Here is a 26,776-nt window from a genome sequence, read left to right as displayed (position 1 = left end):
CTACAGCGGGTCCCGCGACACCGGACAGGACATGCAGCGGGGACCGCCGCGACCGGAGCCGAGTTCGGAACCCGCGATACGCAGCACCTCGATGCCCGACGCCTCGAGCCGGGCGTTGGTCTCCGCGTTCCGTTCGTACGCCACGACCACGCCGGGTGCCAGCGCGAGTGTGTTGTTTCCGTCGTCCCACTGTTCGCGTTCGGCGGTGACGTTGTCGAGTCCGGTGTCGATGACGCGCAGTTTGCCGATGCCCATGGCCTCGGCGGCGGCGTCGAGGAACGGATCGGCCCCGCGGATCGACACGCCCTTGTCCTCGCGGTGAATCGTGAACGCCGACAGCGTGTCCTGGATGATCGGGTACATCACCACGGCGTCGTGATCGACCATCGTGCACACGGTGTCGAGGTGCATGGACGCCCGGGCCTGCGCGATGGGCACCACCAGCACCGTGTGCGCGAGTTCGTCCTCGAAGACGCTGCGCGCCAACGCCTCGGCACCGGCGGGGGTGGTGCGTTCGCCCACTCCGACGGCGACGACGCCGGGTGCGAGGAGCAGGACGTCGCCGCCCTCGACGGGGGCTGTGTGGGATTCGTAGGCGCGCCGGGCCCCACGGAAACGCGGGTGGTGGGCGTAGATGATGTCGGTGAGGGACGTTTCGCGGACTCTGGCGGGCAGCGCCAGCGACGTGATGGCGACGCGGGGTCCGATCCAGAACGACGAGTCCCGGGTGAACAGCAGGTTGGGCAGCGGGTCGATGACGAAGTCGCCACCGTGGTGCATCCGGCGGACCAGCGACGCCGTGTTGGCGGCGACGGGGAGTTCGTCGAACGTCATGCCCGCGGTGAGGATGGTGGACAGCTCGGGCGCGGGGACACTGCGGAGGTGAGCGGCCAGTTCCTGCGCCAGGGTGTGCCCGAGTTTGCGCGGGTCCACGGCCGCGCCGATGCCGTGGATGCGGGCGGCGCCGCTGGCGCCGAGTGTCTCGGAGAGCAGGTCGGACAGCAGCAGGACCTCGACGCCGCGGCTGCGCAGCAGGTCGGCGAACGCGTCGTGCTCTTCCTGCGCGCGGTCGACCCACGGCAGTCCGTCGAAGAGCAGTTGGTCGTTGTTGCGGGGCGTCAGCCGCTTCAGTTCGTCCCCGGGGCGGTGCAGGAGGACCGCACGAAGCTGCCCGACTTCGGAGTTGGCTCCCAACGGCGCAGAACCGGACGCGTTCATGTCTAGACGGTAATGCCGGCGGGCCCGGCAGGCACGCTCAAACACTCCGCCGCCGACCGTGTCCCTCGGCTCCCGGGGCGGGTACGGTGAAACGGCGGAGGTATCTCATGGACGAGAACTCGACTCTCTCGCCGGCGCAGTCGGACGCGACGGCGAGTTCTTCTGCGGACTCACCGCCACTCCCCTTCGTGCCGGACGCCCTGGCCCCGTTCGCCGGTCGCTGGCGCGGCGAGGGCGAGGGTGCCTATCCGACGATCGACGATTTCGCGTACACCGAGGAGATCGAATTCGCTCCCACCGGTAAACCGTTCCTGGCGTACCGGTCTCGGACGTGGGAGGCGGGCAGCGGCCGCCCGTTGCACACGGAGTCCGGCTATCTGCGGCTCGTCGCCGAGGACGAGGCGGAACTGCTCGTCGCGCAGCCGACGGGTTTCGCGGAGATCCACCGCGGTCAGATCCGGGAGGGAATCATCGAGTTGTCGATGACGTCGCTGGGTGCGTCGCCGGACGCCAAACCGGTGCACAGCATCCGGCGGCAGTTGTCGGTGCGCGGCGGCGACCTCACCTACGACCTGTGGATGGCGCACGACCTCACGCCGCTCACTCACCACCTCCACGGGCATCTCCGCCGCGACTGACCTCGAGTATTGTTGAGGTAACCCGGTGAAAGGTTGCCTGTCGTGGAGATGCCCGAGTGGAGAGCGAAGGAACTGACGCCCGGACAGCTGTCGGAGCGCAGCGGTGTGGCGGTGTCGGCATTGCACTTCTACGAGCGCGAGGGGCTGATCACCAGCAGGCGGACGTCCGGCAACCAACGGCGCTACCGGAGGGACACCCTGCGCCGGGTGGCGTTCATCCGCATCGCCCAGCGCGTCGGTATTCCGCTCGCCGAGATCCGGGACGCTCTCGCGACCCTGCCGGAGGGCCGCACCCCGAACCGCAAGGACTGGGAGAAGCTCTCGACGCGGTGGCACGCGGATCTGGATCAGCGGATCGAGCAGTTGATCCGGCTCCGTGACAACCTGACCGGCTGCATCGGCTGCGGGTGCCTGTCGCTGGGCAGTTGCGCGATCGTCAACTCCCACGACCGGCTCGGGACGGCGGGGCCGGGTGCCCGCACGCTGGACGTCGCACTCGACAGCCCGGCACCGGGGTCGTGAGCGTCAGCTGTCGCCGAGCCACTTCTCGATCGCGTCGCGGTCCTGCCCGACCATGTCGCCGACGAGCTTCCTGATCAGGGATTCGATCTGCCCTCCGACCAGCGGAATCTTGACCTGCACCGATCCGGTGAGGCCGAGGACGGTGACGTCGCCGGACGCGCGAAGCACCGACGTGCCCGCGATCTGCACCGGGATCCCGGTGGAGCTGCCGGTGATCCTGCCGTCGGCGTGGTCGCTGTCGAGGGCGCCCCATGCGTCGGCGCGCTCGACCTTCAGTTCGCCCGTGACGACCTTGCGCACCAGCCCGGGGAGGGAGGACGCGCCGATGGTGTCGCGCATGGTCGCGGTGAGCGTGCCGGGGCCCCCGCTGTCGTCGAGGGTGAGTTTGTCCGGCGCCTCCTCGAACCGGTGCTGCCAGAACGCCGGATCCGTCACTGCCGCGTGCACCCGGTCGATCGGGTACGCGACCTCTTCGGAGTAGTCGAAGCTTTTCGCCATGACGGCAGCCTACGACAACTCCGTGCGCGGCGAAGGAGTCCAGGGACTCGCCGGCCGCGCACGGGCGCCGAGCGCGAATCCGCCGGAACCAGGGACGGGATCTGCGGGGCGGGTCCACACTGGAAAAGCAGCAGCTGAGGGCAACTCGAGCAACCGAATGAGGGTGGGCATGGCCGACGGCGAACCTCTGATTCCACCGAGTGCCGTCGACGTGGACTTCTCCGACGTCGCCTGGGGAGCGGACCGCACGATGTCCGACTTCGAGACGGGGATGTGGCGGATGGAGGAGGTGCAGCCGAAGCTGCGTTCGCCGATCGTCGCGGTCGACGTCCTCGACAAACCACCGGACTGGGAGCGGCTGGTGCGCGCCCACGAATGGGCGTCGCACATGGTGCCGCGCATCCGGATGCGGGTGGTGGAACCGACGCTGCGGCTCGGCAACCCGATGTGGTCGGTCGACCCCGAGTTCGATCTCGACTATCACCTGTCGCGGGTCCGACTGCCGGAGCCGGCGACGTTCGACCACGCGCTGCGGATGTGCAGGCACATGGCCACCGAGCCGTTCGACCGTGCCCGGCCGCCGTGGAGCGCGATGCTCATCGAGGGGCTCGAGGACGGCCGCGCCGTGTACGTGGTGAAGACGCACCACAGCATCACGGACGGTCTCGGCGGCATCCAGTTGATGACCCTGTTGCACAGCAGGCGCCCGGAACCGTCACCGGACAAACCGGATCGGCCCGCGCCGCTGCCGGAGCAGATGTCGGGAGGGGGTGCCCTGTTCGAGCAGGCCCTCGACAACGTGCGCAGCGCCCCGGGCCGGATCGGGGGCCTGATCCGCGGCGCCGTACGGACGGCGCGGACCGTCGTCACCGACCCGGTGGGAAGTGTCGCGGAGGTCGCCGGGTACGCGAATTCGATCCGCCGGGTCGTGACCCCTCCCCCGACGACCGGTTCGGATCTGCTTCGCGACCGCGGGCTGGGCCGCTGGTTCGGGGTGCTCGAGGTGAGTGTCGACGAACTGCGTTCGGCCGCTCACATCGCCGGCGGATCCTTGAACGACGCGTACGTCGCTGCCCTGCTGGGCGGTTTCCGCCGCTACCACGAATCGTTCGGCCACGACGTCGAGACGATTCCGGTGGGGATGCCGGTGAGCATGCGGTCGGCGTCGGATCCGACGGGGGGCAACCGATTCGCGGCGGCCCGGTTCGCGGGACCTGTCGGTGAATGCGACCCGGTCGCGCGGATCAAGAAGGTCCGCGCGATCATCCTGGGTCTGCGTCAGGAACCTGCGCTCGGACTGTTGGATTCGGCCGCCCCGATCCTGGTCCGGATTCCGACGGTGGTGCTGGCCAACTGGTACCTCTCGCAGTCGACGGGCCTCGATCTGCAGGCCAGCAACGTCGCGGGGGTCCCGGTGCCCGTGTATCTGGCCGGTGCCCGGATCGAGCGGATGTTCCCGTTCGGCCCCGCCCCCGGCTGCGCCGTGATGGCGACCCTGGTCTCCCACGTCGGCACGTGCTGTATCGGTGTCAATCTCGACACCGCGGCCGTCACCGCGCCGGCGCGGTTCATGGTGTGCCTGCAGGAGAGTCTCGACGAGATCGTCGAACTGGGCCGTGGCTGAAAGGAAGGCTGGCGCGATGGACGAACAGAGGGCGCGGCCGCGGGTGTATCTCATCGAGACGATGAGTGACATGGAGGACGACGTTCTCCGGACGTGGCTGGAGCGGCAGGCGAACGACAGCGGCCAACCGCCGCCTGCGGTCCGCGTCACCGATCAGGCTCTCGCCGATCTCGCACGGCGGAAGGATGATCCGCTGCTGACCCCGCTCCGGGTGGTCTGGCTACCGAAGGAGACCCATCCGGACGGCGCGCAGCGGTTGCGGGAGACCCTGTCGCTCCGCGACCCGTTGCATCCAGGCCAGAACACGCAGCGCCGCGTGATGCGCGACGACCCGGCCCGCTGCCAGGTCCTCGAGGGCGACCCGGCGCCGCTCAGCGACCTCGAACGCCGGCTCGCCGAGAACGGCGGCGGGTCGCTGCCCGACTTCATCCGCCGCCAGGCCGCACTCACCCTCGAGCGGGCCGAACGCACGGTGCTGGGCACCCAGTACAAGGTGTCGAGGTTCGTCGTCGACGAGATCACCGACGCCAGCCGGTACCACGACGGCACCCACGAACTGTCGGCCGCGTTGAATCTCCCCGTCGCCGAGGTCGATCGCCGCGCCCGCGGCGCACTCGACGAGATGGTCGCCGCGCAGAGCAGGCGGGCCATCGCGCTGTGGGACCAGTTGGGCCGCTACTTCTCCCGCGCCTACCGCCTCGACGTCGACACCACCCGGCTCGACCAACTGCGGGAGCTGAACAAGGAACATTCCCTGGTGTTCCTGCCCAGTCACCGCTCGTACCTCGACCCGCTGGTGCTTCGGCCGGCGCTGCTCGCGAACGACCTTCCGCTCAACCACGTGATGGGCGGGCTGAACATCAACTTCTGGCCGATCGGACCGATCGGCAAACGCAGCGGCACCGTGTTCATCCGCCGGAAGATCGAGGGCGACGAGATCTACAAGTGGACGCTCCGCGAGTACATGCGCTATCTGCTCACGAAGCGGTTCAACCTCGAGTGGTACATCGAAGGTGGGCGCAGCCGCACCGGTAAGCTGCGGCCGCCGCGGTTCGGTCTGCTCAACTACCTCGCGAAAGCCTTCCAGGACAGCGGGATGTCCGACGTGTACCTGGTCCCGGTGTCACTGACCTACGACCAGCTCTACGAGGTCGGGGCCATGGCGGCGGAGGCGCACGGCCAGGCGAAGAGCAAGGAGAGTCTGCGCTGGCTCTTCGGATACGTTCGGGCCCAGGGGCAACGGCACGGTGTCGCGCACGTCAACGTCGGCAGGCCGATGTCGCTGGCGGACTACCTCGGGCAGGAGGACGACCTGCGGCTGGCGGTGCAGAAGACGGCGTTCGAGGTGTGTCACCGCATCAACGAGGTCACCCCCGTCACGGCGTCGTCCCTCGTCATGCTCGCGTTCCTCGGCATCGAGGACCGGGCGCTCACCGTCGCCGAGGTCGGTGCCATCCTGGGACCTCTCGTCGACTACATCACGGCGCGCTCCCTGCCCACCGCGGGCGACGTGGATCTGACCGATCCGCAGGTGATCCGCAAGGCCGTGCGCACCCATCTCGACTCGGGGGTCCTGAAAAGCTTCGACCAGGGCAGCGAGCGGGTCTTCTACCTCGGGCGGGATCAGCACCTCGTGGCGGCGTTTTACCGCAACAACACGATTCACTTCCTGGTGATGCGGGCGATCGCGGAGATGGTGCTGCGGGCGGCCGTCGATCAGCAGTTCACCGATCCGCTGAACGACGGGTGGGATGCGGCGCTGCGCATTCGCGATCTCCTCAAGTTCGAGTTCTTCTTCAGCGAGAAGGACGCCTTCCGGAAGGAACTGCGGGCCGAACTGGACCTCATCGACCCGGCGTGGGAGTCGAATCTCGGCGACCCGCAGCACGCGGCGAACCTGTTGTCCGGGATGCGTATTCACCTGGCTCATCGGGTTCTGCAGCCGTTCCTCGAGGCGTACGCCGTGGTCGCGGGTCAGTTGTTGCGCACTCCGGTGGACCGGAAGTTCGACGAGAAGGCGTTCATGACGGCGTGTCTCGCGCTCGCCGAGCAGCGACGGCTGCGGCAGCAGATCGGGAGCAGCGAATCGATCTCGGCGGAACTGTTCACGACGGCGCTCAAGCTGGCACGGAACCGGGGCCTGGTCGAACCGAATGCCGAGAACATGGCGGCCCGGCGGGTCGAGTTCGAGGCCGAACTCCAGGGCCTGATCGCCCAGGTGCTCCGCATCCGGGCCATCGCGCACGAGAATCTCGACCAGATGGGTGGCAGGTGAGTCGATGAGCGATCTCCGCAGTCTCCACGACGACATCGCGGCCGCTGTTCCCGGCCCGGCCACCCTCGCGGCATTCGATCTGGACGGCACGCTGATCAGCGGGTACTCCGCGAGCGTCGTCTACCGGGATCGACTGCGCCGCTTCGACATCAGCGTGGCCGAACTGCTGCGGACCACGGGCGCCGCGGTCGACACCCGATTCCGGGGTGCGGACGTCGGCAACCTGATGCGCATCGGTGTGGAGAGTCTGGCCGGGCGCATGGAGGACGAACTGCAGGAGTGGGGACAGCGGCTGTTCCGCCAGGAGATCGCACGGATGATCTTCTCGGAGGTGCGCGGACTGCTCGCCGCGCACCGGCATGCCGGTCACCGGGTGGTGATGGCCACGTCCGCAACGCCGTACCAGGCGCTGTCGGTGGCCGCGGATCTCGACATCGACGTCGACGACGTCCTGTGCACACGTCCCGCGGTGCTGGACGGCATGCTCACCGGGCAACTCGAATCGCCGGCGCTGTGGGGTCCGGCCAAGGCCGAGGCGCTACGTGAGTACGCCGACAAGCACGGCGTGGACCTGGGTGACAGTTTCGCGTACTCCAACGGCGCCGAGGACGTCCCGATGTTGAAATCGGTGGGACACCCGGTGGCCTTGAATCCCGACCGCAAGCTGGCGGCCACAGCGCGGCAGAACGGATGGCCGTCGGTGCGCCTGCGGCCACCGGAGAGCGGCGCCGACCCGATGTCCATCGCCCGCACCACCACGGCCATCGGTGCCCTGATGGGTGCGGCGGCGTTCGGTGTCTCCGCGGGCCTGCTCACCCAGAACCGGCAGACGGGCGCCAATCTGGTCGGCAGTTTCGGCCCGGATCTCGCGCTCGCGATCTGCGGTATCAACGTGCGCATCAAGGGCAGGGAGAATGCGTGGTCGGCCAGGCCCGCGGTGTTCATGTTCAATCATCAGAGTTCCCTCGACATGCTGGTGATCGGCAGCGTCATCCGACGCGACGTCACCGGTGTCGCGAAGAAGGAGGCCGCGCGCGATCCCCGGTTCATCCCCGTGGGCGCCCTGCTCGATGTGGCGTACATCGACCGGTCCGACAGCACGAAGGCCCGAGCGGCATTGCGTCCGGCCGTCGACAAGCTGCAGTCCGGCATCTCCATCGCGATCGCCCCCGAGGGCACCCGCTCGGCGACCCCTCGCCTCGGCAAGTTCAAGAAGGGCGGCTTCCACCTCGCGATGCAGGCGGGTGTCCCGATCGTGCCGATCGTCATCCACAACGCCGGTGAACGGATGTGGCGGAACTCGCTGGTCGCGCACCCCGGCACGGTCGACGTCGACGTGCTCGCTCCCGTGCCGACCGACGGATGGGACCTCGCGGACCTCGACCGGCACGTCGACGAGGTTCGCTCCCTGTTCGAGGACTGTCTGCACGCCGGGCATCGCTGAAAAAAATTCTCCGAAGAAACTTTCCGAGGGATGTCGAGAACCTCGGATGTGCTCCGTCCTGTTCCTGAAAGCGCCAGAATGGGCGCCACACCGGGTAAGGAGTCAACGATGCCGAAGTTCATGTTGCTGCAGCACTACGAGGGCGGCGCGGGATGCGACGTGCCCATGACCGAGTGGAAGCCGGAGGAGGTGCAGGCGCACATCCGGTTCCAGCAGGACCTCAACGCGGAACTCGTCGCGAAGGGCGAACTCGTCGACGCCCAGGGACTCGCCGGACCGGACGTCGCGAAGCGCGTCACGTTCGACGGGAAGGGCGCTCCGGTGGTGACCGACGGGCCGTTCCCCGAATCGAAGGAACTGCTCGCCGGGTACCGCTTGATCGACGTCGAATCCGAGGCCCGGGCACTGGAGATCGCCGCGCGGACGTCGGCCGCCCCGGGCCCGGGTGGGACGCCGATCCAGCAGGCGATCGAGGTGCGGCAGGTGATGGGCGCGCCCGACACCGATCTGTGAAGACCGACCCTGCCACCCTGGACCTGCTGCGCGAACTGGCGCCGCAGGTCCTCGGTGTGCTCGTGCGGCGGTCCGGTGATTTCGAGGGTTCCGAGGATGCGGTGCAGGAGGCGCTGCTCACGGCCGCCGAGCACTGGCCGCGCGAGGGGCTGCCGGACAATCCGCGGGGCTGGCTGATCCAGACCGCCACCCGCAAGATGACCGATCAGATCCGCAGCGAGATCGCCCGCCGCACACGGGAGGACGCGGTCGCCCGGCAGGCGCCGCCGTCGGCGGACGTACCGGATCGGGACGACACCCTGCTCCTGCTGTTCCTCTGCTGCCATCCCGCTCTGACACCGGCCTCGGCCATCGCGTTGACCCTGCGCGCGGTCGGTGGTCTCACCACCGCCGAGATCGCCAACGCATTCCTGGTGCCGGAATCGACCATGGCTCAACGGATAAGCCGCGGAAAACAGCGCATCACGACGTCGGGGATACCGTTCCGCCGGCCGACGGGTGACGAGTGGACCGAACGCCTGCGCTCCGTCCTGCACGTGCTCTACCTGATCTTCAACGAGGGGTACGCCAGCAGCATCGGCGACCGTCTGCACCGCACCGAATTGTCGGCCGAGGCGATCCGGCTCACGTGGGCCGTGCATGCGATGCTGCCCGACGACGGTGAAGTCGGTGGGCTGCTGGCGTTGATGTTGCTGACCGACGCCCGCCGTCCCGCCCGCACCGGTCCGCACGGCGAATTGATCCCGCTGGCCGAGCAGGATCGCACGCTGTGGAACCGGGAGTTGATCGCCGAGGGACAACGCGTGGTGATGGACGCCGTCGCCCACGGGTCGGTCGGGGCCTACCAACTGCAGGCCGGAATCGCGGCGATACACGACGACGCGGACCGGGTCGAGGACACCGACTGGGCGCAGATCCTCGCGCTGTACGGACTACTCGAGCGGATGTCCGACAATCCGATGGTGACGCTCAACCGCGCCGTGGCCGCGGCGATGGTGCACGGACCGGCCACGGGGCTGACGATGCTGAGGCCCCTCGACCAGACCCTGGCAGGGCACTACCGACTCGACGCCGTCCGCGCTCATCTGTTCGACCTGGCGGGCGACCCGGAATCGGCGCTCGCGCACTATCGCGCGGCCGCGAACCGCACCACGAACGTGCCGGAACAGCAGTACCTCGCGGCCCAGGTTGCCCGGCTCAGCGCTCTCGACTGAACGAGGTCCTGCGTCACCCGCGCCCGGAGTCACGATTCGAGTAGCCGCCTACGCGCGACGAGACCCGGGTTGCACGGAAAGGTCGTTTGCGACCGATATCGCACGGAATGGAGCAGGACGATGAGCGAGCCTGACCGCGTCAAATCGCTCGACGGAGCGGACCCGCGGCGACGCGAATTTCGGCTCAGCATGCTCGTGGCGTCGATGGCCATCGTCGGCACGCTGATCGGTTCCGTCTGCGGAGGGGTGTTCACCCTGCTCAACACGTCGAATCAGGTCGCGGCGACCGTGAACCAATCCGCGAACGAGTTCCTGCGAACGCAGCGGCAGCAGATCTACTCGGACCTCCTGACCGCGGCCAACGAGGTGCGCCTCAGCTCGGGTGCCATCTCGATGGCGTTCGACAACTTCGAGGGGCCGCTTCTCCTGGCCACCGTGCGGGACATGATCGGACCCCTTCACGACCAGCAGGTCCGGTTCGTCTCCAAGTTCGCGGCAGTGGAGTTGATCGGATCCGGACCGGTGGTGGAACCCGCCCGGCGAATGCTGACGGAGTATTCGGCCGGAACCGAGTCGGTCGGCTGGCTCACCGTCGATCTCGCAGACGACGACGCCGTTCCCGCGGACACCCTGTCCACCCGACAACAGCAGTTCGTCGAACATTTCCAGGCCGGGAGCGGCGCCCAGGAAGACTTCCTCACCGCCGTCCGGGCGGAGCTCGGCATCCCGGACCTCGGCGACCAGCCGTAACCACCCACGAGCAGGAGGCCGGGGCCGCATCGAATCCGCTCGCCGGAACGGCGGCGAGGGCACGATGGGGAGATGCCCGCGACCGGTCCCCCGTCCACTCAACAGACCTCCGCCGTCCCCGCGGAGCCTTCGCTGTTTCCTCGTATCTGGGCGCTGCTGCGTCCCTACCGCGGGTGGCTGGTGCTCGTCGCCGCTGCGATCGTCGTGTCGTCACTGCTCGGCATCGTCAATCCCTTCCTCACGAAGGCGGTGTTCGACCGCGCACTGTTTCCCACCGACGGCAGTGGTGTCCATCTGACCCTGCTGCTGTGGCTGGTGGTGGCCATGATCGCGGTGACGCTGGCGGGTTCCGTGATCGGCGTCGGCCAGAGTTACCTCACCACCAAGGTCGGGAACCTGTCGATGGCGGATCTGCGGGAGCGGCTCTTCGCCCACCTCGAAAAGATGGAACTGGCCTTCTTCACATCCACCAAGACCGGTTCGATCCAATCGCGCCTGGCCAACGACGTCGGCGGGGTGCGCTCCGTCCTCACGTCCACGGCGTCGAGCATCCTGTCCAACGTTGTCACCGTCGCAGCCTCCCTCATCGCGATGCTGCTGCTGTCGTGGCAGCTGACCCTTCTCGCTGTCGCACTGCTTCCCGGATTCGTCTATCTGCAACGGCGAGTCGGCGCCCGGCGACGGGTGCTGGCACGCAAGACGCAGGAGTCGTTGTCGGACATGACCGCGATCACCGAGGAAGCGCTGAGCGTGTCGGGGGTGCTCCTGACGAAGGTGTTCAACCAGGCCGATACCGAACTCGACCGGTACCGGACCGAGAACGCCCGGCAGACCGAACTGCAGGTGCGGCAGGCCATGACCGGTCAGGGTTTCTTCGCCGTCGTCAGTTCGTTCATGGCGATCACTCCCGCCCTCGTCTACCTGCTGGCGGGATATCTCGTCAGCGGCGGTTCCGCGGCGCTCTCGGCCGGCACACTCGTCGCGTTCTCGACCCTGCAGGCCCGGTTGCTGCAGCCGCTGGTCTCGCTGATGCGGGTCACTCTCGACGTCCAGACGTCGATGGCGTTGTTCCGCCGCATCTTCGAGTACCTCGACCTGCAACCCGCGATCGTGAATCGGCCGGACGCCGTCGAACTGTCCCCGGACTCGCCCGGGCGGGTGGAGTTGGACGACGTGTACTTCGCGTACCCCGCGCCCGTCCGGTTGACCACCGCGGATCCCGACCCGGTGGCACTGCGCAGCCTGGGTCGCGGTGGAGGCGGCCTGCGCGGAGTCTCGACCGTGGCGACTCGCCTGCCCTCCGCGGTGGCGCCCGAAACACCACCGGCGGACCGTCGCAGCCGGCGGTGGGCGGTGGCGGGCACCTCCCTCGAGATCGAACCGGGGCAGCTCGCCGCCTTCGTGGGACCGTCCGGCGCAGGGAAGACCACACTCTGCTACCTCGTGCCGCGTCTGTACGAGGTGAACAGTGGCTCTGTCCGGGTCGACGGTTACGACGTGCGCGACCTGACGATGAGCTCACTCGCCGAGGCGGTCGGGATGGTGACCCAGGACCCGTATTTGTTCCACGCGTCGATCGCCGACAACCTTCGATACGCCAAGCCGGATGCGACCGATGCCGAGTTGCGAGCCGCCGCCGAGGCCGCCAACATTCACGACCGCATCATCGGATTCGACGACGGATACGACACCCTGGTGGGCGAGAGAGGATTCCGCCTTTCCGGTGGCGAAAAGCAGCGCTTGGCCATCGCCAGGGTGCTGTTGAAGAACCCCCGCGTGCTGATCCTGGACGAAGCGACGTCGGCGCTCGACACCGTCTCCGAGCGGCTCGTCCAGAAGGCCCTCGGTGAGGTGATGCGCGGACGGACCACCCTCGCGATCGCCCACCGCCTGTCCACCATCCAGCACGCCGACGTGATCTTCGTGATCGACGAAGGAACCCTGATCGAACGCGGCACACACACCGAACTCCTTGCGCAGCAAGGGCTGTACGCACGACTTCACGCGGAACAGTTCGGTGGCGGCCAGGTGGAGTGCCGGTGCACCGACGGCGTGCGATTCACCGACGGGACGGTGCTGGCCCCGAGTTCCCGCACGGGAACGGGAGAGTTCTAGCTCCTACAGGAACTTGCTGAACTGATCGTTGGCCTTCTGCATCACGTAGTCGTAGGGCGGCGAGAACTTGCGGGCCCACCAGTAGCCGAACCGGATGTCCGGCGAGGTGTACACCATGTACCGATCCTTCTTGATGCCGGCGATGATGCAGGACGCGACCTTCTCGGGGGTGACGGCCCTCTTCTCGAAGCGGTGGATCGCCTTCTGGATGCGCGGGTCGTCGCGATCGACTCCGGCGATCTCGACGGTGCCCACCAGCGGCGTCTGTACTGCGCCGGGAACGACGAGGCTGACCCCGATGCCGTGCCGTTTGAGGTCGAACCGGAGAACCTCGGACACCCCGCGGAGACCGAATTTGCTTGCGCTGTACGCCGCGTGCCACGGCAGGGCCAGTAACCCCGCCGCCGACGACACGTTGACAAGGTGACCGCCGCGCCCCGCACGCACCATCGGGGGTACGAACGTCTCGATGACGTGGATCGGACCCATCAGGTTGACGTCCACCATGGACTTCCAGTGCCGGTGTTCGAGGTTCTCGACCGTTCCCCACGCCGAGATGCCGGCGACGTTCATGACGACGTCGAGGCTTCCGAACTGTTCGTGGACATCCGCGGCGAATGCGGCCACGGCGTCGTAATCGGACACATCGAGCGCACGGGAGAAGCTGACGGTGCCGCCGCGGCTGCCGACCTGTTCCACCGTCTGCGCCAGTCCGACCTCGTTGATGTCGGTGAGGAACAGTTCGGCGCCCTCCGCCGCCGCCGACAGAGCCGTCGCGTGCCCGATCCCGCTACCTGCACCCGTGATCAGGCACTTCTTGCCGTCGAGCGTTTTGATCGCCATAGTCGTGCGAGCCCCCGTCGTCACCGATCCGTGTCGGCTGGAAGTCTACGCACGCAATCTGATTGCGCGCACGCATCTACGAGGGCGCTCATCGCGCGAAGCCACACGAGTCGACCCCGGTCCGGGGGCCGACTCGTGACGGTTCACAACCGCTGCGTCATCTCTTCCTGATAGGTGCGAATCGTCTTCTCGATTCCGTTGGCGTCGTCGTCGTGTCCTCGATGCCGGGCGTCGTCGGCGCGCTCGCGCAGAACTCGAATCGCCTTCCGAAGCTCGGCGTCACTCATTCTGTGTTCCATATCACAATCATCCCCGACGGCTTCAGATTTGACCAGACTCGGGGGCGTGAGGAGGTGCCCAGAACCGCCCGAGCTGGACAATCGTCCAACGAGGACGACCCGCCGCCCAGTCGGTACGGCCCCGCAGCCCGACCGAACTGCGACCCACGCCCCACAGCCCGTGCGGACGACACTGCTTCGCAGTAGTGTTCACGAGGCCCATGGTGCACGAGCGACCTTCGGACGTTGCAATGCGCAACGCAACACAATGCTCCTGAGCAGGGCGAACGAGCGGGATGCCCCGAGGCGCACACCCGTGCAACGCTGCCAGCTAACTCTCAGTGATTGAAGGAGCAACCATGCGGTTGCCGCTTGCGCACGCATCAGTTGTCACAGGCGCACCACAGTGCACATCCGAAGCTCCCTTGAACTTTCAACGATAAGGCGTGCATGACGAGCACAGAGAGCTCTCTCAGCGCCGTCGCTCCGAAGGCGCGCGTCACGCAGTCGTTGAAACATATAAGAAATACGATTGACGCAATTCGGCGACGTTTTGCCCCTATCTGTGTGAGTTATCAATCGGTTATCATCGTGGTACGGTGTCGTTCACACGACTGACGCCCGCACGAGAGAGGACCCGGCGGCTCACAATGGCAGATTTTGCTGCTCGGCTGAACAAGCTCTTCGACACGGTCCACCCTCCGGGACGCAAACCGCATACCAACGCTGAGGTCGCGGCAGCACTCATCGCGGACGGGCATCAGATCTCGAAGCCCTACATCTCCCAACTCCGGTCGGGGCAACGCACCAATCCCTCCGACGAGACCGTCGCGGCGTTCGCCCGCTTCTTCAAGGTGAAGCCCGACTATTTCTTCAACGACATCTACGCGGCCAAGATCGACCACGATCTCGAACTTCTCTCGCAACTCCAGGGATACGGACTCCGCAAGCTCTCCAGCCGCGCGTTCGACCTCTCCGAAGAGTCCCAGAGTCTGCTCACCACGATGGCCGAGAAACTACGGGCCAGCGAGGGCCTGCCGGAGGTCCCACCGGACGCGTCGCGCTGATCTCTCGAAACCCCTGGGCGGCAACGATTTCGGTGCAACGTGGCAGTTGACGTCCGAATGTCGCACGCCCGACTCCTCGGGCAACCGCTCCGGAATTCCCCGCCCGACAGGCCGGTGTGGCGCATGATGGAGCCATGGTTGACAGACCGCAGCTCGGTCCCACGATCTTCGTCCTCTTCGGCGCCACCGGGGACCTGTCCAAACGGATGGTCCTGCCCGCCTTCTTCCAGCTCGCCCAGTCGGGTCTGCTGAACTCCGACTGGATGCTGATCGGCACCGGACGCGGCAACGTCTCCGACGATCAGTTCCGCGACCACGTGCGTGACGTCGTCAACCAGTTCGGTGTGCCCCACGACGACTCGGACTGGGATGCGTTCGCCCGGCGGCTCCGATTCGCGGGCGGCGGCTTCACCCCCGACAACCCGGGAACACTCCCCACTGCGGTGCAGCAGGCCCGCGACGACCTCGGTACCGCGGACGCCCAGTTGGTCCACTACCTGGCCCTGCCACCTCTCACCTTCGCCGAGACCACCCGCGCACTCGGCGCGCACGATCTCGCCCGGGGCGCCCGCGTCGTGTACGAGAAGCCGTTCGGAACATCCCAGGAGGCGTTCGCCGAACTCGACCAGGCCGTTCACCACGTCCTCGACGAGAAGCAGATCTACCGGATCGACCATTTCCTCGGCAAGGAGAGCACCCAGAATCTGCACATTCTGCGCTTCGCCAACGGACTGGTCGAGGGTGTCTGGAACCGCGAGCACGTCGAACAGGTGCAGATCGACGTGCCCGAGACACTCGACATCGACGACCGTGCCCGGTTCTACGACGCCACCGGCGCCGTCCTGGACATGCTGGTGACCCACCTGTTCCAGGTTGCGGCCGAGATCGCGATGGAGCCGCCTGCGACACTGGGCGCCGACGACCTCCAGTCCGCCCGCGAATCCGTGATCGGGACCTTCCGTCCCCTCGACCCAGCCGAGGTGGTGCTCGGTCAGTACGAGGGCTACCGCGACGTCGACGGTGTCTCGGACGACTCGACCACCGAGACGTTCGTCGCGGCGCGACTGTGGGTCGACACGGACCGCTGGCGTGGCGTGCCGTTCCTCCTCCGGACCGGAAAGATGCTGGGCGTCAGCAGGCAACGGGTGAGCCTCGTCTTCCGAAGCCCCGAAGGCCCGCTCACCGACATTCCCCCGGACGGCGCCGTCCTGTCCTTCGACCTGTCCGGGGACGGCGAGATCGACATCGCCATGGTCGTCAAGGAACCCGGACCCGACGACACTCTTTCGGTAGGCCACATGAGCCTTCCCCTCGACACCGTGCCACTCGCGCACGCCCTCGCCCCGTATTCACGGCTCATTCTCGACGTCCTGCACGGCGACCGGTCGCTGTTCACGCGCCCCGACGGTCTGGCACACGTGTGGACCGTCGCCGATGCACTGTTGCGGGATCCGCCACCGGCCAAGCTGTACCCCGCCGGATCCATGGGTCCCGTGGAGGCCGAGGACCTCGCGACTCCCTGCGGGTGGCTCGTCACCGGTTCGCCGGACTGACCGGCGGCTGCGGCTATTCCGCAGCCGATTCGAGGGTGTCCGCCTTCGCCGGCGCAGAATTCGTCTCGAGGAAGTCGTCGTATGCGCCGGCGAGATCCAGCACCCATCGGCGTGGCGACACGCCCGGGGGCGGCGCGATCCACTCGGTGTCGAGAACGTCCGAGCCGACCGGGTCGTCGATCCAGCGGGCGAGGATCCGGGCACGGTCCGCGGCCGAGTCGGGAAGTTCCTGTTCGTTCGTGTCGAGCATGCCCGCACCCGACTGCAGATACAGCGCATCCATGACGTGGGCGACCGCATCGGAGGCGCGGAGGACGGTGGTGCTCCCCTTACCGTCGCCCTCGACGACCTCGGGGAACCGCGAGACGAGAACCGAGTGCACGGCGCTCATGCGACGCAGATCCTGCCGTGCGCGCAGCCAGGTTTCGACGAGCACCCACACGGTTCCGACCGACACCACCACCGCGGCGACCAGATACGCCGGCGTGGAACCCACCGTCCACGTCTCCCCCGAGACCTCACGCACGAGCCCCACGGCGGCCGCGACGAGAACGATCGCGGACCCGACGACGATCAGCGAGATCCCACGACCGAGCGGAGTCCACGCGACGTGCCGTACCCCGGTGACGACCACCGCGGTCAGGGCGATCACGACGAACACCAACGCGGGAACGGGATAGCCGCCGGCGAGCCCTATTCCGAGCACGATGGCCACGGTGTACACGACGACGGCCACGGCACGCAGAGCAGTCCGCGGCAGGATCGGCCACACCGACACCGCACCGACCGCGCTCGCGGCGGCGAACAACGTCCAGGCCAGCTCGACGAGAATCTCCGACAGACCGGCCGTCGGGGCCAGCGTGTCGAGACGCGCGGCGACGTCCGCGATCGCCAGTGTCGACGCACCTGCCGCACTCGACACCGCCACCACCATCGCCACCCGCAGCGGCGTCGGCTGACGCGCGGCGACCCGGCCGATCCGGGCACCGGCGGCAGTCCAGACGACGAGCGCCACCAGCCAGCCCATCAGCCGATCGCCTCGTCGTAGCGCAGCACCGACACGGGAGTTCCGCGCCCCTGCATCGTCTTCAACCGAATGAGCAGCATCGACGCGAACGTCTCTGCCTCCCACTCGGCCACATCGTCGGGCGGCTGTTCGTCCTCCCGCCGTCGCGACCTCTGGCTGAGCATGTACGCGATCAGATCGTCTCCGGCCTCGAGTGTCGCGGCGACGATCTCGGCGCCCTCGTGCCGAAACACGATGTGACCCAGCTCGTGCGCGAGCGTGCGGTCGAGGTCGGGCAACCCCGGCGCCAGGACGATGACGTCACGGTCGGGGTACGCGCGCCGTTGACCGCACACGCCGGGCGCCATCGCCGTCGTGAAGTCGAGTTCGATGGGACGCTGACGTTCGCGGGCCACCGCGTCCACGACGTGGCGGAGTGACACAGCTTCGGCGCGGGCTGCGGCATCGCACACCGCGTCCACCGCTGCCGCGACTCGCCGATGAGATCTGTTCGCCCCCACGACTACACCCCTCCACTCGACGCGGGCGGGAAGAATTCCGCCCGCGCGGCTGCGATGCGCGCCTGTTGTGCGCGAGCACCCTTGAACGTCAACGCACCCGCTCCGCCTGCGAAACAGAGCAGGACGCCGACGCCACCGAGAACGGTGACGGCAGGCAACGGCTCGCTGTGCACCACGGGAACCATTCCCGGCGGCGCAGCATCCGGGTCGCCCTTGTCGGGTGACTGTGCACCTGCCGACGACCCGTCCCTGTCCGGGGAAATCCCGGCGGTGGAACCCTCGGGTGCAGACTCCGCCGCTCCGCTCGTCCCCGGTCCGGACGCGGCGCCGGAACCCGGACCTCCGGCAGCCGCGCCGCCGGAAGCCGGCGGTGCGGCAGGGCCCCCGGAGCCCGGAACTGCGGCAGCGCCGGAGCCCGGGAGCTCGGTCGCTGCGCCGGAGCCGAAGTCGTCGTCGCCGGACGAGTCGGGGCGCGAGATCTCCGGTTCGCGCACGGTCGGCAGTTGGATGGGTGGAGGCACCACGACAACACGTGACGTCGAGGGAGACGACGTCTTCGTGGGCTCAGCGGTGCCGGACGGTTCGGTGCTCTCGCTGGGCTCCGCAGTCTCGCTGGGTTCCCACGTCGGGCTGGGTTCCCCGGTCTCGCTGGGCTCCGCAGTCTCGCTGGGTTCCCGTGTCTCGCTGGGCTCTCCGCCGCATCCGCCGCGACTCTCGCACGGCGGATGGGGATGCTGGGGCTTGCCGCCGCCGGGGGACTCCGTGGAGCCGTCGTCGCAGCGACCGCCAGAGCAGTCGTGGTATTGGGGATCGGCGGCGGCATCCGACGGGAACACCGAGACGGTGACCCACCCGAGCCCGGCCAGGAAGGCCAACGCCAGCCCGACCATGGTCAGTCTTCGGACAACACGACGCGCGCTCACGGTGCACCCCCCTCGTAATCACGACGCGACACCACATCTACGGCGACGTCGCCGCTGCCATGGTATCGAGCGAACCGAACGGAGGTGCTGGTGGTGCCGGTGTCGGGGGACCGGCACCACCAGCGATGCCCGAGCCAGGTGGGACTCGAGCAGACTGTGCGAACCCCTGCGGGTTCCGTGTTCGTCGTCTGGTGGTGCTGATCGATCAGCGGAGGTGCGACATCCCGGACACGGTGATCAGAACACCGGACGACCGGCAGGATTTCACAGTACGTTCACCAGCAACATTGTCGCGGTGATGGTCGCGACCACCGTCACCGGTTCGAGGAACTTCGAGATCCTGTCCATTGCCTGCATGTTCTCCCACCCCGCGCGACCGACCCCGTGACGGCCTACGAACAGTACACAGCATGCAGTTACCTTTTGGCAATTCCGGCTCCGAGAGACCGCGTCCACCGACGCCGGAACGCAGAAAAGGCACCCGCTCCGGATGGAGAGAGTGCCTTTTCGGTGGTGGAGCTGAGGGGAATCGAACCCCTGACCTCTTCGATGCGAACGAAGCGCGCTACCAACTGCGCCACAGCCCCTTTTTGCGAATCCTGCGATCCGCTCGGCAAACTCTAGCAGGCCACCCGCGCGGGGAGCGAATCGCCTGCACGGACGTGCCTTTCGGTCCGAATCGCCTGGCTACTCCCCCGCCGCTCGGCGCATCGTCGCCTGCTGCATCGGCTCGTCGTCGAAGTGCCCCAGATGCTCGAATTCGGGATCCCCGTCGTCCACTTCGAGAACGACTGCCCCGGGACGGCGCAACCGCGCGGGAATGAGGCGCAGTTCCTCGTCGCTGCGGGACTCGACGCCCAACCGCGAGCGGTTGAGTCGCGCCGTCCGTCGACGACGGATCTCCTGCTCGATCTGAACCTGCCGGCGCAGGTACGCCATGTACCCGAAGAGACCCACCACCCCGGCAGCGAATGCCCACCACATGAGCGGGGAGATGATCAGCCCGAGTGCCGCGGACATGATCGTCGCGAACACGAGCCCGAGCACCGATCTCTGGCGGAACGCGTACCGGGCCTCGCGGGCGATCGCATCGGCCTCGGGATCGAAGCCGCCGCGCCCGCGGCGAACCGGCACGTACTCGCCGACCGGTGCCCGCTCACTGTCGAAATCGTCTTCCTCTGCGTGAGTGTCCACAAGGTCCTCCGCGTCGTGGCCGTAGTGGTCCGGTTCCGGTTGCCAGTACGGATCGCTGCGGTGTCCTGCGGCGGGTCCACGCTGCACGGGACGCTTGTCACCGCGGTGCAGCACGCGCGTGGCGAGTGCTGCGTCACTGGTTTGCCGAATCCGGGGGCGGTTGTTCACCAGCATCGGGACCAGGACGAAGAGCCATACGACGACGAGCCCGATCCAGAGAAACGAGTTCGGCATACGGCGACCTCCTCCCAATCGTCTACCAGCATGGATACCGCTGTTGACCCATCCAGGCTAACCGCATGAACACGCACATCTTCGCAGACGCGCCGATCTCACCATACTCAGGTGTCACATGCGTAACGCGAAAATGTGGCTCTCGACATGACGTGGGAGAGCGAGCGACACGATCCGGCAAAGACTTGGCGAAAGGAGAGTGACTGGTCAGAAACTTTTGATACCGTCAGATAACTGCCGCGTAGCTGGACGTTTGTCCATGTCCACTTTGGGCTTTACCGCGGTGGTTATGCCCAGGTGGCTTTGCCACTGCGCACGAGCGAATCCGACACCGTGCCGGGCACGTCCTCGACCGTCATGCCGACCAGGATGTGGTCACGCCACCGCCCGTCCACGTCCAGGTAGCGCTTGAGCAGGCCCTCCTCGCGGAAGCCGACGTTGCGCAGCACCGCCTGGCTCGCCAGGTTCTCGGGACGGACGGTGGCCTCCACACGGTGCAATCCCACCGGACCGAAGGCGTGGTCCAACCCCAGCGCGAGGGCACCCGTCGCCACGCCGAGGCCGTTGACGTCGCTGGCCACCCAGTATCCGATCCAGGCGGAGCGCAGCGCGCCCCGCACCACGTTGCCGATCGTGATCTGACCGCAGAAGTTGCCGTCGAGTTCGATGGCCATCGGCAGCATGTGACCCTTGCGGGCCTCCGAGCGCAGGCTGCTGCACAGCCCCGGCCATCCCGAGATGTGGTGCCGCGCATCCCAGGGCGCCTCCCCCGTCGGTTCCCACGGCTCGAGGTGTGCCCGGTCGCGGGTTCGCAGACGACTCCACGCGGCCGCGTCACGCAGCCTGATGGCGCGGACGGTGACCACGCCGCCCTTCACCCGCAGGGGCCCGAGGTGCGGCGGCCAACCCGGATGCTGTGTCATCTCGTCTCACCCGAATGCTGTGTCATCGCGTCCCACACTCGCAGTGCCGTCAGCCCCGTTGAGCCAGGAAGGCCACATCCACCTGGTCACCGGTCCGGACCTCGGTGACCTCGGGCTCGATGAGGACGAGACAGTTGGCCTCGGCCAGGGTGGCGAGCAGGTGTGAGGACGCGCCCGGCGCTCCACCGAGAGCCTGGACGAGGTACTCCCCCGTCGCCTCGTCGCGCATGAGCTGGCCGCGGAGGAAGCCCTTGCGGTCCTCGATGGACGTGATGGGTGCGACGGTGCGGGCAGTGACGACGCGCCGCATCGGCTGCCTGCGCCCGAGGGCGATGCGGATCAGCGGACGCACCATCACCTCGAACACCACCAGGGCGCTCACCGGGTTGGACGGGAGCAGGAAGGTGGGCACCTCGTCGCGGCCCAGCTGTCCGAAACCCTGGACGGATCCCGGGTGCATCGCGACCCGGTCGACCTCGAGGTCGCCGAGATCGGCGAGCGCGTCGCGGACGTCCTCGGACGCGCCGCCGCCGACCGCCCCCGCGATCACGACGATCTCGGAGCGGATCAGCTGACCCTCCATCACCTCGCGCAGACGGCGGGCATCGGCGTTCGCGATTCCGACCCGGTTGACGTCGGCGCCGGCGTCACGGGCGGCGGCGGCCAGCGCGTAGGAGTTGACGTCGTAGACCTGGCCGGGACCGGGGGTGCGATCGACGTCGACGAGTTCGCCGCCGACGGAGATGACGGACAGTCGCGGCCGCGGATGCACGAGGACCTTGTCGCGCCCCACGGCGGCCAGCAACCCCACCTGGGCTGCTCCGATGATGGTGCCCGCGCGGACGGCGACATCTCCCGGCTGCACGTCGTCGCCGGCCCTGCGGACGTAGTCGCCGGAGCGGACCGGCTTGTAGATCTTGACGCGGGCCCGGCCACCGTCCGTGCGGTCGAGCGGGAGGACGGCGTCGGCGAGCGTCGGGAGCGGTGCACCCGTGTCGACTTTGACGGCCTGGCGCGGCTGCAGCCGGATCGGCTGCCGCGAACCCGCCGTGACCTCGCCGACCACGGGCAGCGACAGCTCCACGGGCGCGCCGTCGTCGTCCCGGATGTCGGTGCCGGCCGCCTGGACGTCGACGCTGCGGACGGCGTAACCGTCGATGGCGGCCTGGTCGAAACCGGGAAGCGGACGCTCGGTGACCACCTCTTCGGCACACAGCAGCCCCTGGGCTTCGGAGATCGCCACACGGACCGGCCGCGGCGCCACCGCGGCCGCGGTCACGATCGTCTGTTGCTCCTCGACCGACCGCAAGTTCTTGCCTCCCGAGCCTCTAGGAATCCGTTCGCTTCAATCGGTCGATCAGCCATTCACGCAACGATGGGCCGTACTCGTCCATGTCCAACGCAAAGTCAACCGCAGCACGGAGGTAGCCGCCGGGATTTCCGAGGTCGTGTCTCGTGCCGCGGTGCACGACGACGTGGACGGGATGGCCGTCCTTGATCAAGAGAGCAATGGCGTCGGTGAGCTGGAGCTCGCCGCCGGCGCCGGGTTCGATCCGCCGCAGCGCATCGAAGATCGCGCGGTCGAGGAGGTAGCGACCAGCGGCGGCGAACGTGGACGGCGCGTCCTCGATGGCCGGCTTCTCCACCATGCCCACGACCTTGAGGACGTCCGGGTTCGTGGCGTCGGGAACCGTCTCGACTTCGAAGACGCCGTACGCGCTCACCTGGTCCTTGGGGACGTCGATGGCGCAGAGCACGGTGCCGCCGCGCTTCGCGCGGACCCGGGACATCGTCTCGAGCACCCCGCGAGGCATCACCAGATCGTCCGGAAGGAGCACCGCGATGGCGTCCTCGTCGTCGTCGAGGACCGACTCCGCGCAGCCGACGGCGTGGCCGAGACCGAGGGGCTCGTCCTGCACGACGGACTCGACCTCGAGCAACCCGGGAGCCTTCCGCACCTTCTCGAGCAGGTGATACTTGCCGCTCGCCTCGAGCTTGCTCTCGAGGACGAGGTCCTCGACGAAGTGGGCGACCACGCCGTCCTTGCCCGGCGACGTCACGATCACCAGCCGGCCGGCTCCCGAATCCGCGGCCTCTCCGGCCACGAGTTCGATACCCGGGGTATCCACAACCGGCAGCAACTCTTTCGGCACGGTCTTGGTCGCGGGGAGGAATCGCGTACCCATTCCCGCTGCGGGCACGACAGCCGTGCGAAAGGCGCTGGCGGTGTGCGGTGCGGCGTCTGTCATGCCCACACCATAACGGTGCCGACCTACTCCTCAGTTACCAAGATCCTGTCAGTAACCTCCGGGAACCCGTTGGGAACGCTCCGCGGGCGGCTCTAGGGTTGGGGCATGCAGGCACGAACGAAGGCCGAATGGCGTGAACTGGTGCTGTCCGGGCGGCGCGCACTGACCCCCGAACTCCGCGCCTCCGAGGACCAGGCACTTGCCGGACGCGTCACAGTCGGCGTCGCCGGCGAATCGACCGTCTGCGCCTACGTCCCCACCGCCCTCGAGCCCGGTTCGCTGGAATTCCTCGACGCTCTCCGCCGGGTCGCCGGTCGCGTCCTCGTGCCGGTCACGCGCGGTCCGGGACCCCTTTACTGGGCCGAATTCACCGGCGCGGATGATCTCGCCGACGCGAGCTACGGCCTCCGCGAACCGACGGGGCACACCTGGGAACCCGACGAGATTCGTTCGGCCGAAACAATTTTCGTGCCCGCCCTGGCCGTCGATCGGCAGGGGGTGCGGCTCGGCCGCGGCGCGGGCTTCTACGACCGGTCGCTCGGTCTCGCCGCGCCCGGCGCGCGGTTGATCACCATGGTTCGCGACGAGGAGCTGGTGTCCGCGCTGCCCGAGGACCCCCATGACATCCGTATGGGGTGGGCGCTCACGCCCGGCTCGGGCCTGGTTCGGCTCGGCGACGAGTGAGGGCGGCGGCACCCCCGGAATACTTCCCTGATTAGCGTTGTTGGCACTGTCGGCTGTAGAGTGCTAAAACCTGCGGTTTGACTACACAGTGCGGAGGAACCCCAGTGCCCACCTATTCATACGCGTGTACGGAATGCGACAACCGTTTCGACATCGTCCAGTCGTTCAGTGATGACTCCCTGACCGTCTGCCCCGCGTGCTCGGGCAAGCTTCGCAAGCTGTTCAACTCCGTCGGCATCGTCTTCAAGGGCAGCGGCTTCTACCGCACCGACAGTCGTGGCACGTCCGGCGCGGCCAGCGAGCCGGCAGCCAAGACCGACTCCACTCCCGCGGCCAAGTCGGAAAGTTCCTCGAAGGCCTCGTCCAGCTCGACGAGCACTGCGACCGCCGCACCGGCCAAGGCTGCTGCCAGCTAGTTCACCGCCACCCGCGGGTTATCCACAACTTCTCGTCCATCCACAGGCAGGCCTCGTCCCGGTCCTCGCCGGCATGGCGGTCACATAGCGTCGAACCATGTCGTTCGAGCCCGCCCAGACCGGTCGCCGCCCCCGGAACCGAGCACACCGAAGCCTGAGCCCGTCCTGGGCCGACCGGCTGTCGGATCTCACCCACCCGGGTCGGGCCCACACCCTCGTCGCGAGACGCGTGCTGGCCGCCGCGCTCGTCTGCCTCGCCCTGGGTCTTCTCGCCCGCGGAAACCCCGACTCCGCCCGCTCCGCGGTCGTGGTGGCCGCACGGGATCTACAGCCGGGCGTGGTCCTCACGGAAGCCGACGTCGAAGTGGTCGACCGCGAATCGGGGAGCCTGCCCAACGGGGCCGTCACCGCCGTCGCGGACCTCGACGGGCGCACCCTCGCCGGACCCACCCGCGCCGGCGAAGCCCTCACCGACGTCCGGGTACTGGGACCACGTCTGGCCGCCGCCGCAGCGGGCAGCGAGGACGCCCGCATCGTTCCGGTCCGACTCGCCGATCCTGCCGTCACGGAACTGCTGCGTGAGGGCGATCGCGTCGACGTGCTCACCGTCGATTCGGACACACCGGCGAATCCCGACCGGCGGCCGGGCGCAACGGTGCTGGCGTCCCGTGCCGTCGTGGTGCTGGTCACACCGTCCGGGAATGGACGTGACCAGCGCGAACGTGTGGTCATGCTGGCTCTTCCGGCGGCCGATGCCACGACGGTGGCCGCGGCATCCCTCACGAGCGCGATCACCGTGACCTTTCAGTGACCTGTCACGCGGAACCGCGCTGATCTAGGCTTTTCTGCGAAACAGTGCTGGATGAGTTGCCACCCACTCGAGGAGACGTCGACATGTTCAAGGGATTCAAGGACTTCCTGCTCCGCGGGAACGTCCTCGACCTCGCCGTCGCGGTCGTAGTCGGAGCCGCGTTCACCGCCATCGTCACATCGTTCACCAACAACGTGATCAATCCGCTGATCGCCGTTGCGGGCGGCGCCAACGATCTGGGGTGGGGCTACCAGATCATCGCCGACAACCCGGCAACCTTCATCAACATCGGCGCCGTCGTCACGGCCGTGATCAACTTCGTGATCATCGCCGCGGTCGTGTACTTCATTCTCATCGTCCCGGCCAACGCCGCGAAGAAGCGGTTCATCACCGAACCCGCAGACAAGAAGGCCAGCGAGGCCGACCTGCTGATCCAGATCCGCGACATCCTCGAGGCGAGCCTCCAAACCGACGGAGCGGCAGCGAGTTCCGACGGAGCACACGCGATGCCGGCAGAGAAGGCAGCGAAACTCGAACAGACCCGCGAATAACGCTCGAACGACTCCGGGCCCGTGCATGCAGCTGCATGCACGGGCCCGGAGTCGTGGGTAGAACGAATTATCAGCCGATGCTGAAGGGCTGTCCCCACAGGGTGACTGTGCTGCTCACATTGTCCGTCTCGACAGAGACGTTCACGTACGACCGCGCCTGCGCGTAGCCGGCGCAACCGCTCACTCCGAGGGTCGAGTCGGCCCAGGTGACCGAGCCGTCGGTGCCCTCGAAACTGTTGTATGCCGAGTGAGACTCTCCGCCGTAGGCGTCCGGCGCCTCGAGGTCCAGGATGTCGACACTGACCGCCTCGCCGGGCCCGAGGGTGATGCCAGCGCTTGTGCCGCCGTCAAGAGGGACCGAAACAGTACCGTCAGCGTTCATCACAGGAGTTGTGCTGGTTTCACCTTCGGCTCCCGCTCCGAAGTCGACCTGGCAGGCGAGGACGTAACCGGGCTGAATGTCTGCGCCGGTCGCTCCGGCTCCATCCAGGTGCACGGAGGCCTTGCCGTTGACCCAAACGTTGCGGTGCAACGGCGTCGAACCCATCGACGGCGAAATGTTCGCACTCTCGTCCGTCAGGTTCACCGTCACCACGGTGCCGTCGGCCAGGGTCTGCGTGATGCTGCCACCGGGCAGCGGAATGAACGTGTCGGCGTTCGCCGCACCGACGGAGAAGAAGCCCATGGTCGCGGCAGCAGCGGCACCGACCGC

At 67.7% G+C, this 26,776-nt stretch carries 27 protein-coding genes and 1 tRNA gene; 15 read left to right on the top strand and 13 right to left on the bottom strand.

Annotation, left to right across the window (positions count from 1 at the left end; all coding sequences use genetic code 11):
* Entirely contained in the window at window positions 1-1,218 is a 1,218-nt protein-coding gene (gene arcA, locus ACFTWF_RS26070; protein ID WP_378464042.1) for an arginine deiminase, read from the bottom strand.
* A 107-nt stretch (window positions 1,219-1,325) separates the two neighbouring features.
* Here arcA and ACFTWF_RS26065 point away from each other — a divergent pair, with 107 nt between their 5' ends.
* Both ACFTWF_RS26065 and soxR read left to right on the top strand, forming a co-directional pair.
* Window positions 1,326-1,856, top strand: coding sequence for an FABP family protein (locus tag ACFTWF_RS26065; RefSeq protein ID WP_378464041.1), 531 nt, complete (start codon window positions 1,326-1,328; stop codon window positions 1,854-1,856).
* A gap of 42 nt (window positions 1,857-1,898) precedes the next feature.
* Window positions 1,899-2,378, top strand: coding sequence for a redox-sensitive transcriptional activator SoxR (gene soxR / locus ACFTWF_RS26060; protein WP_312033868.1), 480 nt, complete (start codon window positions 1,899-1,901; stop codon window positions 2,376-2,378).
* A 3-nt stretch (window positions 2,379-2,381) separates the two neighbouring features.
* On the opposite strand, the gene ACFTWF_RS26055 is transcribed toward soxR, so the two are convergent.
* Entirely contained in the window at window positions 2,382-2,876 is a 495-nt protein-coding gene (locus tag ACFTWF_RS26055) for a DUF2505 domain-containing protein (protein WP_378464040.1), read from the bottom strand.
* Between the two features lie 169 nt (window positions 2,877-3,045).
* On the opposite strand from ACFTWF_RS26055, the gene ACFTWF_RS26050 reads away from it, so the two are divergent.
* From ACFTWF_RS26050 to ACFTWF_RS26020, 7 genes are all read left to right on the top strand, one after another.
* On the top strand, window positions 3,046-4,500 hold the full coding sequence (locus ACFTWF_RS26050; RefSeq protein WP_378464039.1) for a wax ester/triacylglycerol synthase domain-containing protein: 1,455 nt from the start codon (window positions 3,046-3,048) through the stop codon (window positions 4,498-4,500).
* A gap of 16 nt (window positions 4,501-4,516) precedes the next feature.
* Window positions 4,517-6,775, top strand: a complete 2,259-nt coding sequence (locus ACFTWF_RS26045; protein ID WP_378464038.1) for a glycerol-3-phosphate 1-O-acyltransferase — start codon at window positions 4,517-4,519, stop codon at window positions 6,773-6,775.
* Window positions 6,776-6,779: 4 nt separating this feature from the next.
* Window positions 6,780-8,219, top strand: coding sequence for an HAD-IB family hydrolase (locus ACFTWF_RS26040; protein ID WP_378464037.1), 1,440 nt, complete (start codon window positions 6,780-6,782; stop codon window positions 8,217-8,219).
* A 108-nt stretch (window positions 8,220-8,327) separates the two neighbouring features.
* Window positions 8,328-8,732, top strand: a complete 405-nt coding sequence (locus tag ACFTWF_RS26035; protein ID WP_378464036.1) for a YciI family protein — start codon at window positions 8,328-8,330, stop codon at window positions 8,730-8,732.
* Window positions 8,729-9,946, top strand: a complete 1,218-nt coding sequence (locus ACFTWF_RS26030) for an RNA polymerase sigma factor (protein ID WP_378464035.1) — start codon at window positions 8,729-8,731, stop codon at window positions 9,944-9,946. Before ACFTWF_RS26035 ends, ACFTWF_RS26030 begins: the two co-directional genes overlap by 4 nt.
* Window positions 9,947-10,066: 120 nt before the next feature.
* Window positions 10,067-10,696 (top strand): hypothetical protein, encoded by a 630-nt coding sequence (locus ACFTWF_RS26025; RefSeq protein ID WP_378464034.1) that lies wholly within the window; start codon window positions 10,067-10,069, stop codon window positions 10,694-10,696.
* A gap of 72 nt (window positions 10,697-10,768) precedes the next feature.
* On the top strand, window positions 10,769-12,811 hold the full coding sequence (locus ACFTWF_RS26020) for an ABC transporter ATP-binding protein (protein ID WP_378464033.1): 2,043 nt from the start codon (window positions 10,769-10,771) through the stop codon (window positions 12,809-12,811).
* A gap of 3 nt (window positions 12,812-12,814) precedes the next feature.
* Here ACFTWF_RS26020 and ACFTWF_RS26015 read toward each other — a convergent pair whose 3' ends face one another.
* Entirely contained in the window at window positions 12,815-13,654 is an 840-nt protein-coding gene (locus ACFTWF_RS26015; protein ID WP_378464032.1) for an SDR family oxidoreductase, read from the bottom strand.
* 143 nt (window positions 13,655-13,797) lie between these two features.
* Window positions 13,798-13,941 (bottom strand): hypothetical protein, encoded by a 144-nt coding sequence (locus ACFTWF_RS26010; RefSeq protein WP_162850290.1) that lies wholly within the window; start codon window positions 13,939-13,941, stop codon window positions 13,798-13,800.
* A gap of 641 nt (window positions 13,942-14,582) precedes the next feature.
* Here ACFTWF_RS26010 and ACFTWF_RS26005 point away from each other — a divergent pair.
* Together ACFTWF_RS26005 and ACFTWF_RS26000 are read left to right on the top strand one after the other, a co-directional pair.
* Window positions 14,583-14,999, top strand: a complete 417-nt coding sequence (locus tag ACFTWF_RS26005) for a helix-turn-helix domain-containing protein (protein ID WP_073360053.1) — start codon at window positions 14,583-14,585, stop codon at window positions 14,997-14,999.
* Between the two features lie 134 nt (window positions 15,000-15,133).
* Entirely contained in the window at window positions 15,134-16,552 is a 1,419-nt protein-coding gene (locus ACFTWF_RS26000) for a glucose-6-phosphate dehydrogenase (NADP(+)) (RefSeq protein ID WP_378464031.1), read from the top strand.
* A 13-nt stretch (window positions 16,553-16,565) separates the two neighbouring features.
* Here the strand turns inward: ACFTWF_RS26000 and ACFTWF_RS25995 are convergent, their stop codons facing one another.
* The 8 genes from ACFTWF_RS25995 to ACFTWF_RS25960 form a co-directional block, all read right to left on the bottom strand.
* Entirely contained in the window at window positions 16,566-17,579 is a 1,014-nt protein-coding gene (locus ACFTWF_RS25995) for a hypothetical protein (RefSeq protein WP_378464030.1), read from the bottom strand.
* Complete coding sequence (locus ACFTWF_RS25990; protein ID WP_378464029.1) at window positions 17,579-18,079, bottom strand: ImmA/IrrE family metallo-endopeptidase; 501 nt, start codon at window positions 18,077-18,079, stop codon at window positions 17,579-17,581. The genes ACFTWF_RS25995 and ACFTWF_RS25990 overlap by 1 nt, the downstream gene beginning before the upstream one ends.
* 2 nt (window positions 18,080-18,081) lie before the next feature.
* Window positions 18,082-19,002 carry a cell surface protein gene (locus tag ACFTWF_RS25985; protein ID WP_378464028.1) on the bottom strand — a complete coding sequence of 307 codons (921 nt, stop codon included), beginning with the start codon at window positions 19,000-19,002 and terminating at the stop codon, window positions 18,082-18,084.
* A gap of 511 nt (window positions 19,003-19,513) precedes the next feature.
* Window positions 19,514-19,589, bottom strand: a tRNA-Ala gene (locus ACFTWF_RS25980).
* Between the two features lie 100 nt (window positions 19,590-19,689).
* Window positions 19,690-20,430, bottom strand: a complete 741-nt coding sequence (glpR, locus tag ACFTWF_RS25975) for a gephyrin-like molybdotransferase receptor GlpR (RefSeq protein WP_378464027.1) — start codon at window positions 20,428-20,430, stop codon at window positions 19,690-19,692.
* 287 nt (window positions 20,431-20,717) lie between these two features.
* The gene (locus ACFTWF_RS25970; RefSeq protein ID WP_378464026.1) at window positions 20,718-21,353 is read right to left on the bottom strand and encodes a GNAT family N-acetyltransferase; all 636 of its coding nucleotides are present in this window, start codon (window positions 21,351-21,353) and stop codon (window positions 20,718-20,720) included.
* Window positions 21,354-21,402: 49 nt separating this feature from the next.
* A complete protein-coding gene (glp, locus tag ACFTWF_RS25965) occupies window positions 21,403-22,662 on the bottom strand; it encodes a gephyrin-like molybdotransferase Glp (RefSeq protein ID WP_378464025.1) in 1,260 nt (419 codons plus the stop codon).
* A gap of 19 nt (window positions 22,663-22,681) precedes the next feature.
* Window positions 22,682-23,602, bottom strand: coding sequence for a UTP--glucose-1-phosphate uridylyltransferase (locus ACFTWF_RS25960; protein WP_378464024.1), 921 nt, complete (start codon window positions 23,600-23,602; stop codon window positions 22,682-22,684).
* A 105-nt stretch (window positions 23,603-23,707) separates the two neighbouring features.
* On the opposite strand from ACFTWF_RS25960, the gene ACFTWF_RS25955 reads away from it, so the two are divergent.
* The 4 genes from ACFTWF_RS25955 (at window position 23,708) to mscL (ending at window position 26,064) form a co-directional block, all read left to right on the top strand.
* Window positions 23,708-24,286: a 5-formyltetrahydrofolate cyclo-ligase gene (locus ACFTWF_RS25955; protein WP_378464023.1), complete on the top strand. Its 579-nt coding sequence runs from the start codon at window positions 23,708-23,710 to the stop codon at window positions 24,284-24,286.
* A gap of 104 nt (window positions 24,287-24,390) precedes the next feature.
* On the top strand, window positions 24,391-24,702 hold the full coding sequence (locus ACFTWF_RS25950; protein ID WP_378464022.1) for an FmdB family zinc ribbon protein: 312 nt from the start codon (window positions 24,391-24,393) through the stop codon (window positions 24,700-24,702).
* A gap of 97 nt (window positions 24,703-24,799) precedes the next feature.
* The gene (locus tag ACFTWF_RS25945) at window positions 24,800-25,513 is read left to right on the top strand and encodes an SAF domain-containing protein (RefSeq protein ID WP_378464021.1); all 714 of its coding nucleotides are present in this window, start codon (window positions 24,800-24,802) and stop codon (window positions 25,511-25,513) included.
* An 83-nt stretch (window positions 25,514-25,596) separates the two neighbouring features.
* Window positions 25,597-26,064, top strand: a complete 468-nt coding sequence (mscL, locus tag ACFTWF_RS25940) for a large conductance mechanosensitive channel protein MscL (RefSeq protein WP_378464020.1) — start codon at window positions 25,597-25,599, stop codon at window positions 26,062-26,064.
* Between the two features lie 70 nt (window positions 26,065-26,134).
* Here the strand turns inward: mscL and ACFTWF_RS25935 are convergent.
* Window positions 26,135-26,776 (bottom strand): MspA family porin (locus ACFTWF_RS25935; protein ID WP_378464019.1); only part of this gene is annotated, 642 nt, incomplete at its 5' end.

The organism is Rhodococcus sp. NPDC056960 (assembly GCF_042674125.1).
In the GTDB taxonomy this organism is placed as follows: domain Bacteria; phylum Actinomycetota; class Actinomycetes; order Mycobacteriales; family Mycobacteriaceae; genus Rhodococcus_F.
This window is presented reverse-complemented; position numbering and strand designations above follow the sequence as displayed.

What these genes read in the sequence shown, in the direction of transcription:
- ACFTWF_RS26000 (WP_378464031.1), top strand. Translation starts at nt 15,134, where the DNA reads ATGGTTGACAGACCGCAGCTCGGTCCCACGATCTTCGTCCTCTTCGGC.
- ACFTWF_RS26045 (WP_378464038.1), top strand. Translation starts at nt 4,517, where the DNA reads ATGGACGAACAGAGGGCGCGGCCGCGGGTGTATCTCATCGAGACGATG.
- mscL (WP_378464020.1), top strand. Translation starts at nt 25,597, where the DNA reads ATGTTCAAGGGATTCAAGGACTTCCTGCTCCGCGGGAACGTCCTCGAC.
- arcA (WP_378464042.1), bottom strand. Translation starts at nt 1,218, where the DNA reads ATGAACGCGTCCGGTTCTGCGCCGTTGGGAGCCAACTCCGAAGTCGGG.
- ACFTWF_RS26035 (WP_378464036.1), top strand. Translation starts at nt 8,328, where the DNA reads ATGCCGAAGTTCATGTTGCTGCAGCACTACGAGGGCGGCGCGGGATGC.
- ACFTWF_RS25995 (WP_378464030.1), bottom strand. Translation starts at nt 17,579, where the DNA reads ATGGGCTGGCTGGTGGCGCTCGTCGTCTGGACTGCCGCCGGTGCCCGG.
- ACFTWF_RS26065 (WP_378464041.1), top strand. Translation starts at nt 1,326, where the DNA reads ATGGACGAGAACTCGACTCTCTCGCCGGCGCAGTCGGACGCGACGGCG.
- ACFTWF_RS26050 (WP_378464039.1), top strand. Translation starts at nt 3,046, where the DNA reads ATGGCCGACGGCGAACCTCTGATTCCACCGAGTGCCGTCGACGTGGAC.
- ACFTWF_RS25960 (WP_378464024.1), bottom strand. Translation starts at nt 23,602, where the DNA reads ATGACAGACGCCGCACCGCACACCGCCAGCGCCTTTCGCACGGCTGTC.
- ACFTWF_RS25955 (WP_378464023.1), top strand. Translation starts at nt 23,708, where the DNA reads ATGCAGGCACGAACGAAGGCCGAATGGCGTGAACTGGTGCTGTCCGGG.
- ACFTWF_RS26055 (WP_378464040.1), bottom strand. Translation starts at nt 2,876, where the DNA reads ATGGCGAAAAGCTTCGACTACTCCGAAGAGGTCGCGTACCCGATCGAC.
- ACFTWF_RS26015 (WP_378464032.1), bottom strand. Translation starts at nt 13,654, where the DNA reads ATGGCGATCAAAACGCTCGACGGCAAGAAGTGCCTGATCACGGGTGCA.
- ACFTWF_RS26005 (WP_073360053.1), top strand. Translation starts at nt 14,583, where the DNA reads ATGGCAGATTTTGCTGCTCGGCTGAACAAGCTCTTCGACACGGTCCAC.
- ACFTWF_RS26020 (WP_378464033.1), top strand. Translation starts at nt 10,769, where the DNA reads ATGCCCGCGACCGGTCCCCCGTCCACTCAACAGACCTCCGCCGTCCCC.
- glpR (WP_378464027.1), bottom strand. Translation starts at nt 20,430, where the DNA reads ATGCCGAACTCGTTTCTCTGGATCGGGCTCGTCGTCGTATGGCTCTTC.
- ACFTWF_RS26025 (WP_378464034.1), top strand. Translation starts at nt 10,067, where the DNA reads ATGAGCGAGCCTGACCGCGTCAAATCGCTCGACGGAGCGGACCCGCGG.
- ACFTWF_RS25970 (WP_378464026.1), bottom strand. Translation starts at nt 21,353, where the DNA reads ATGACACAGCATCCGGGTTGGCCGCCGCACCTCGGGCCCCTGCGGGTG.
- ACFTWF_RS26010 (WP_162850290.1), bottom strand. Translation starts at nt 13,941, where the DNA reads ATGAGTGACGCCGAGCTTCGGAAGGCGATTCGAGTTCTGCGCGAGCGC.
- ACFTWF_RS25945 (WP_378464021.1), top strand. Translation starts at nt 24,800, where the DNA reads ATGTCGTTCGAGCCCGCCCAGACCGGTCGCCGCCCCCGGAACCGAGCA.
- ACFTWF_RS26040 (WP_378464037.1), top strand. Translation starts at nt 6,780, where the DNA reads ATGAGCGATCTCCGCAGTCTCCACGACGACATCGCGGCCGCTGTTCCC.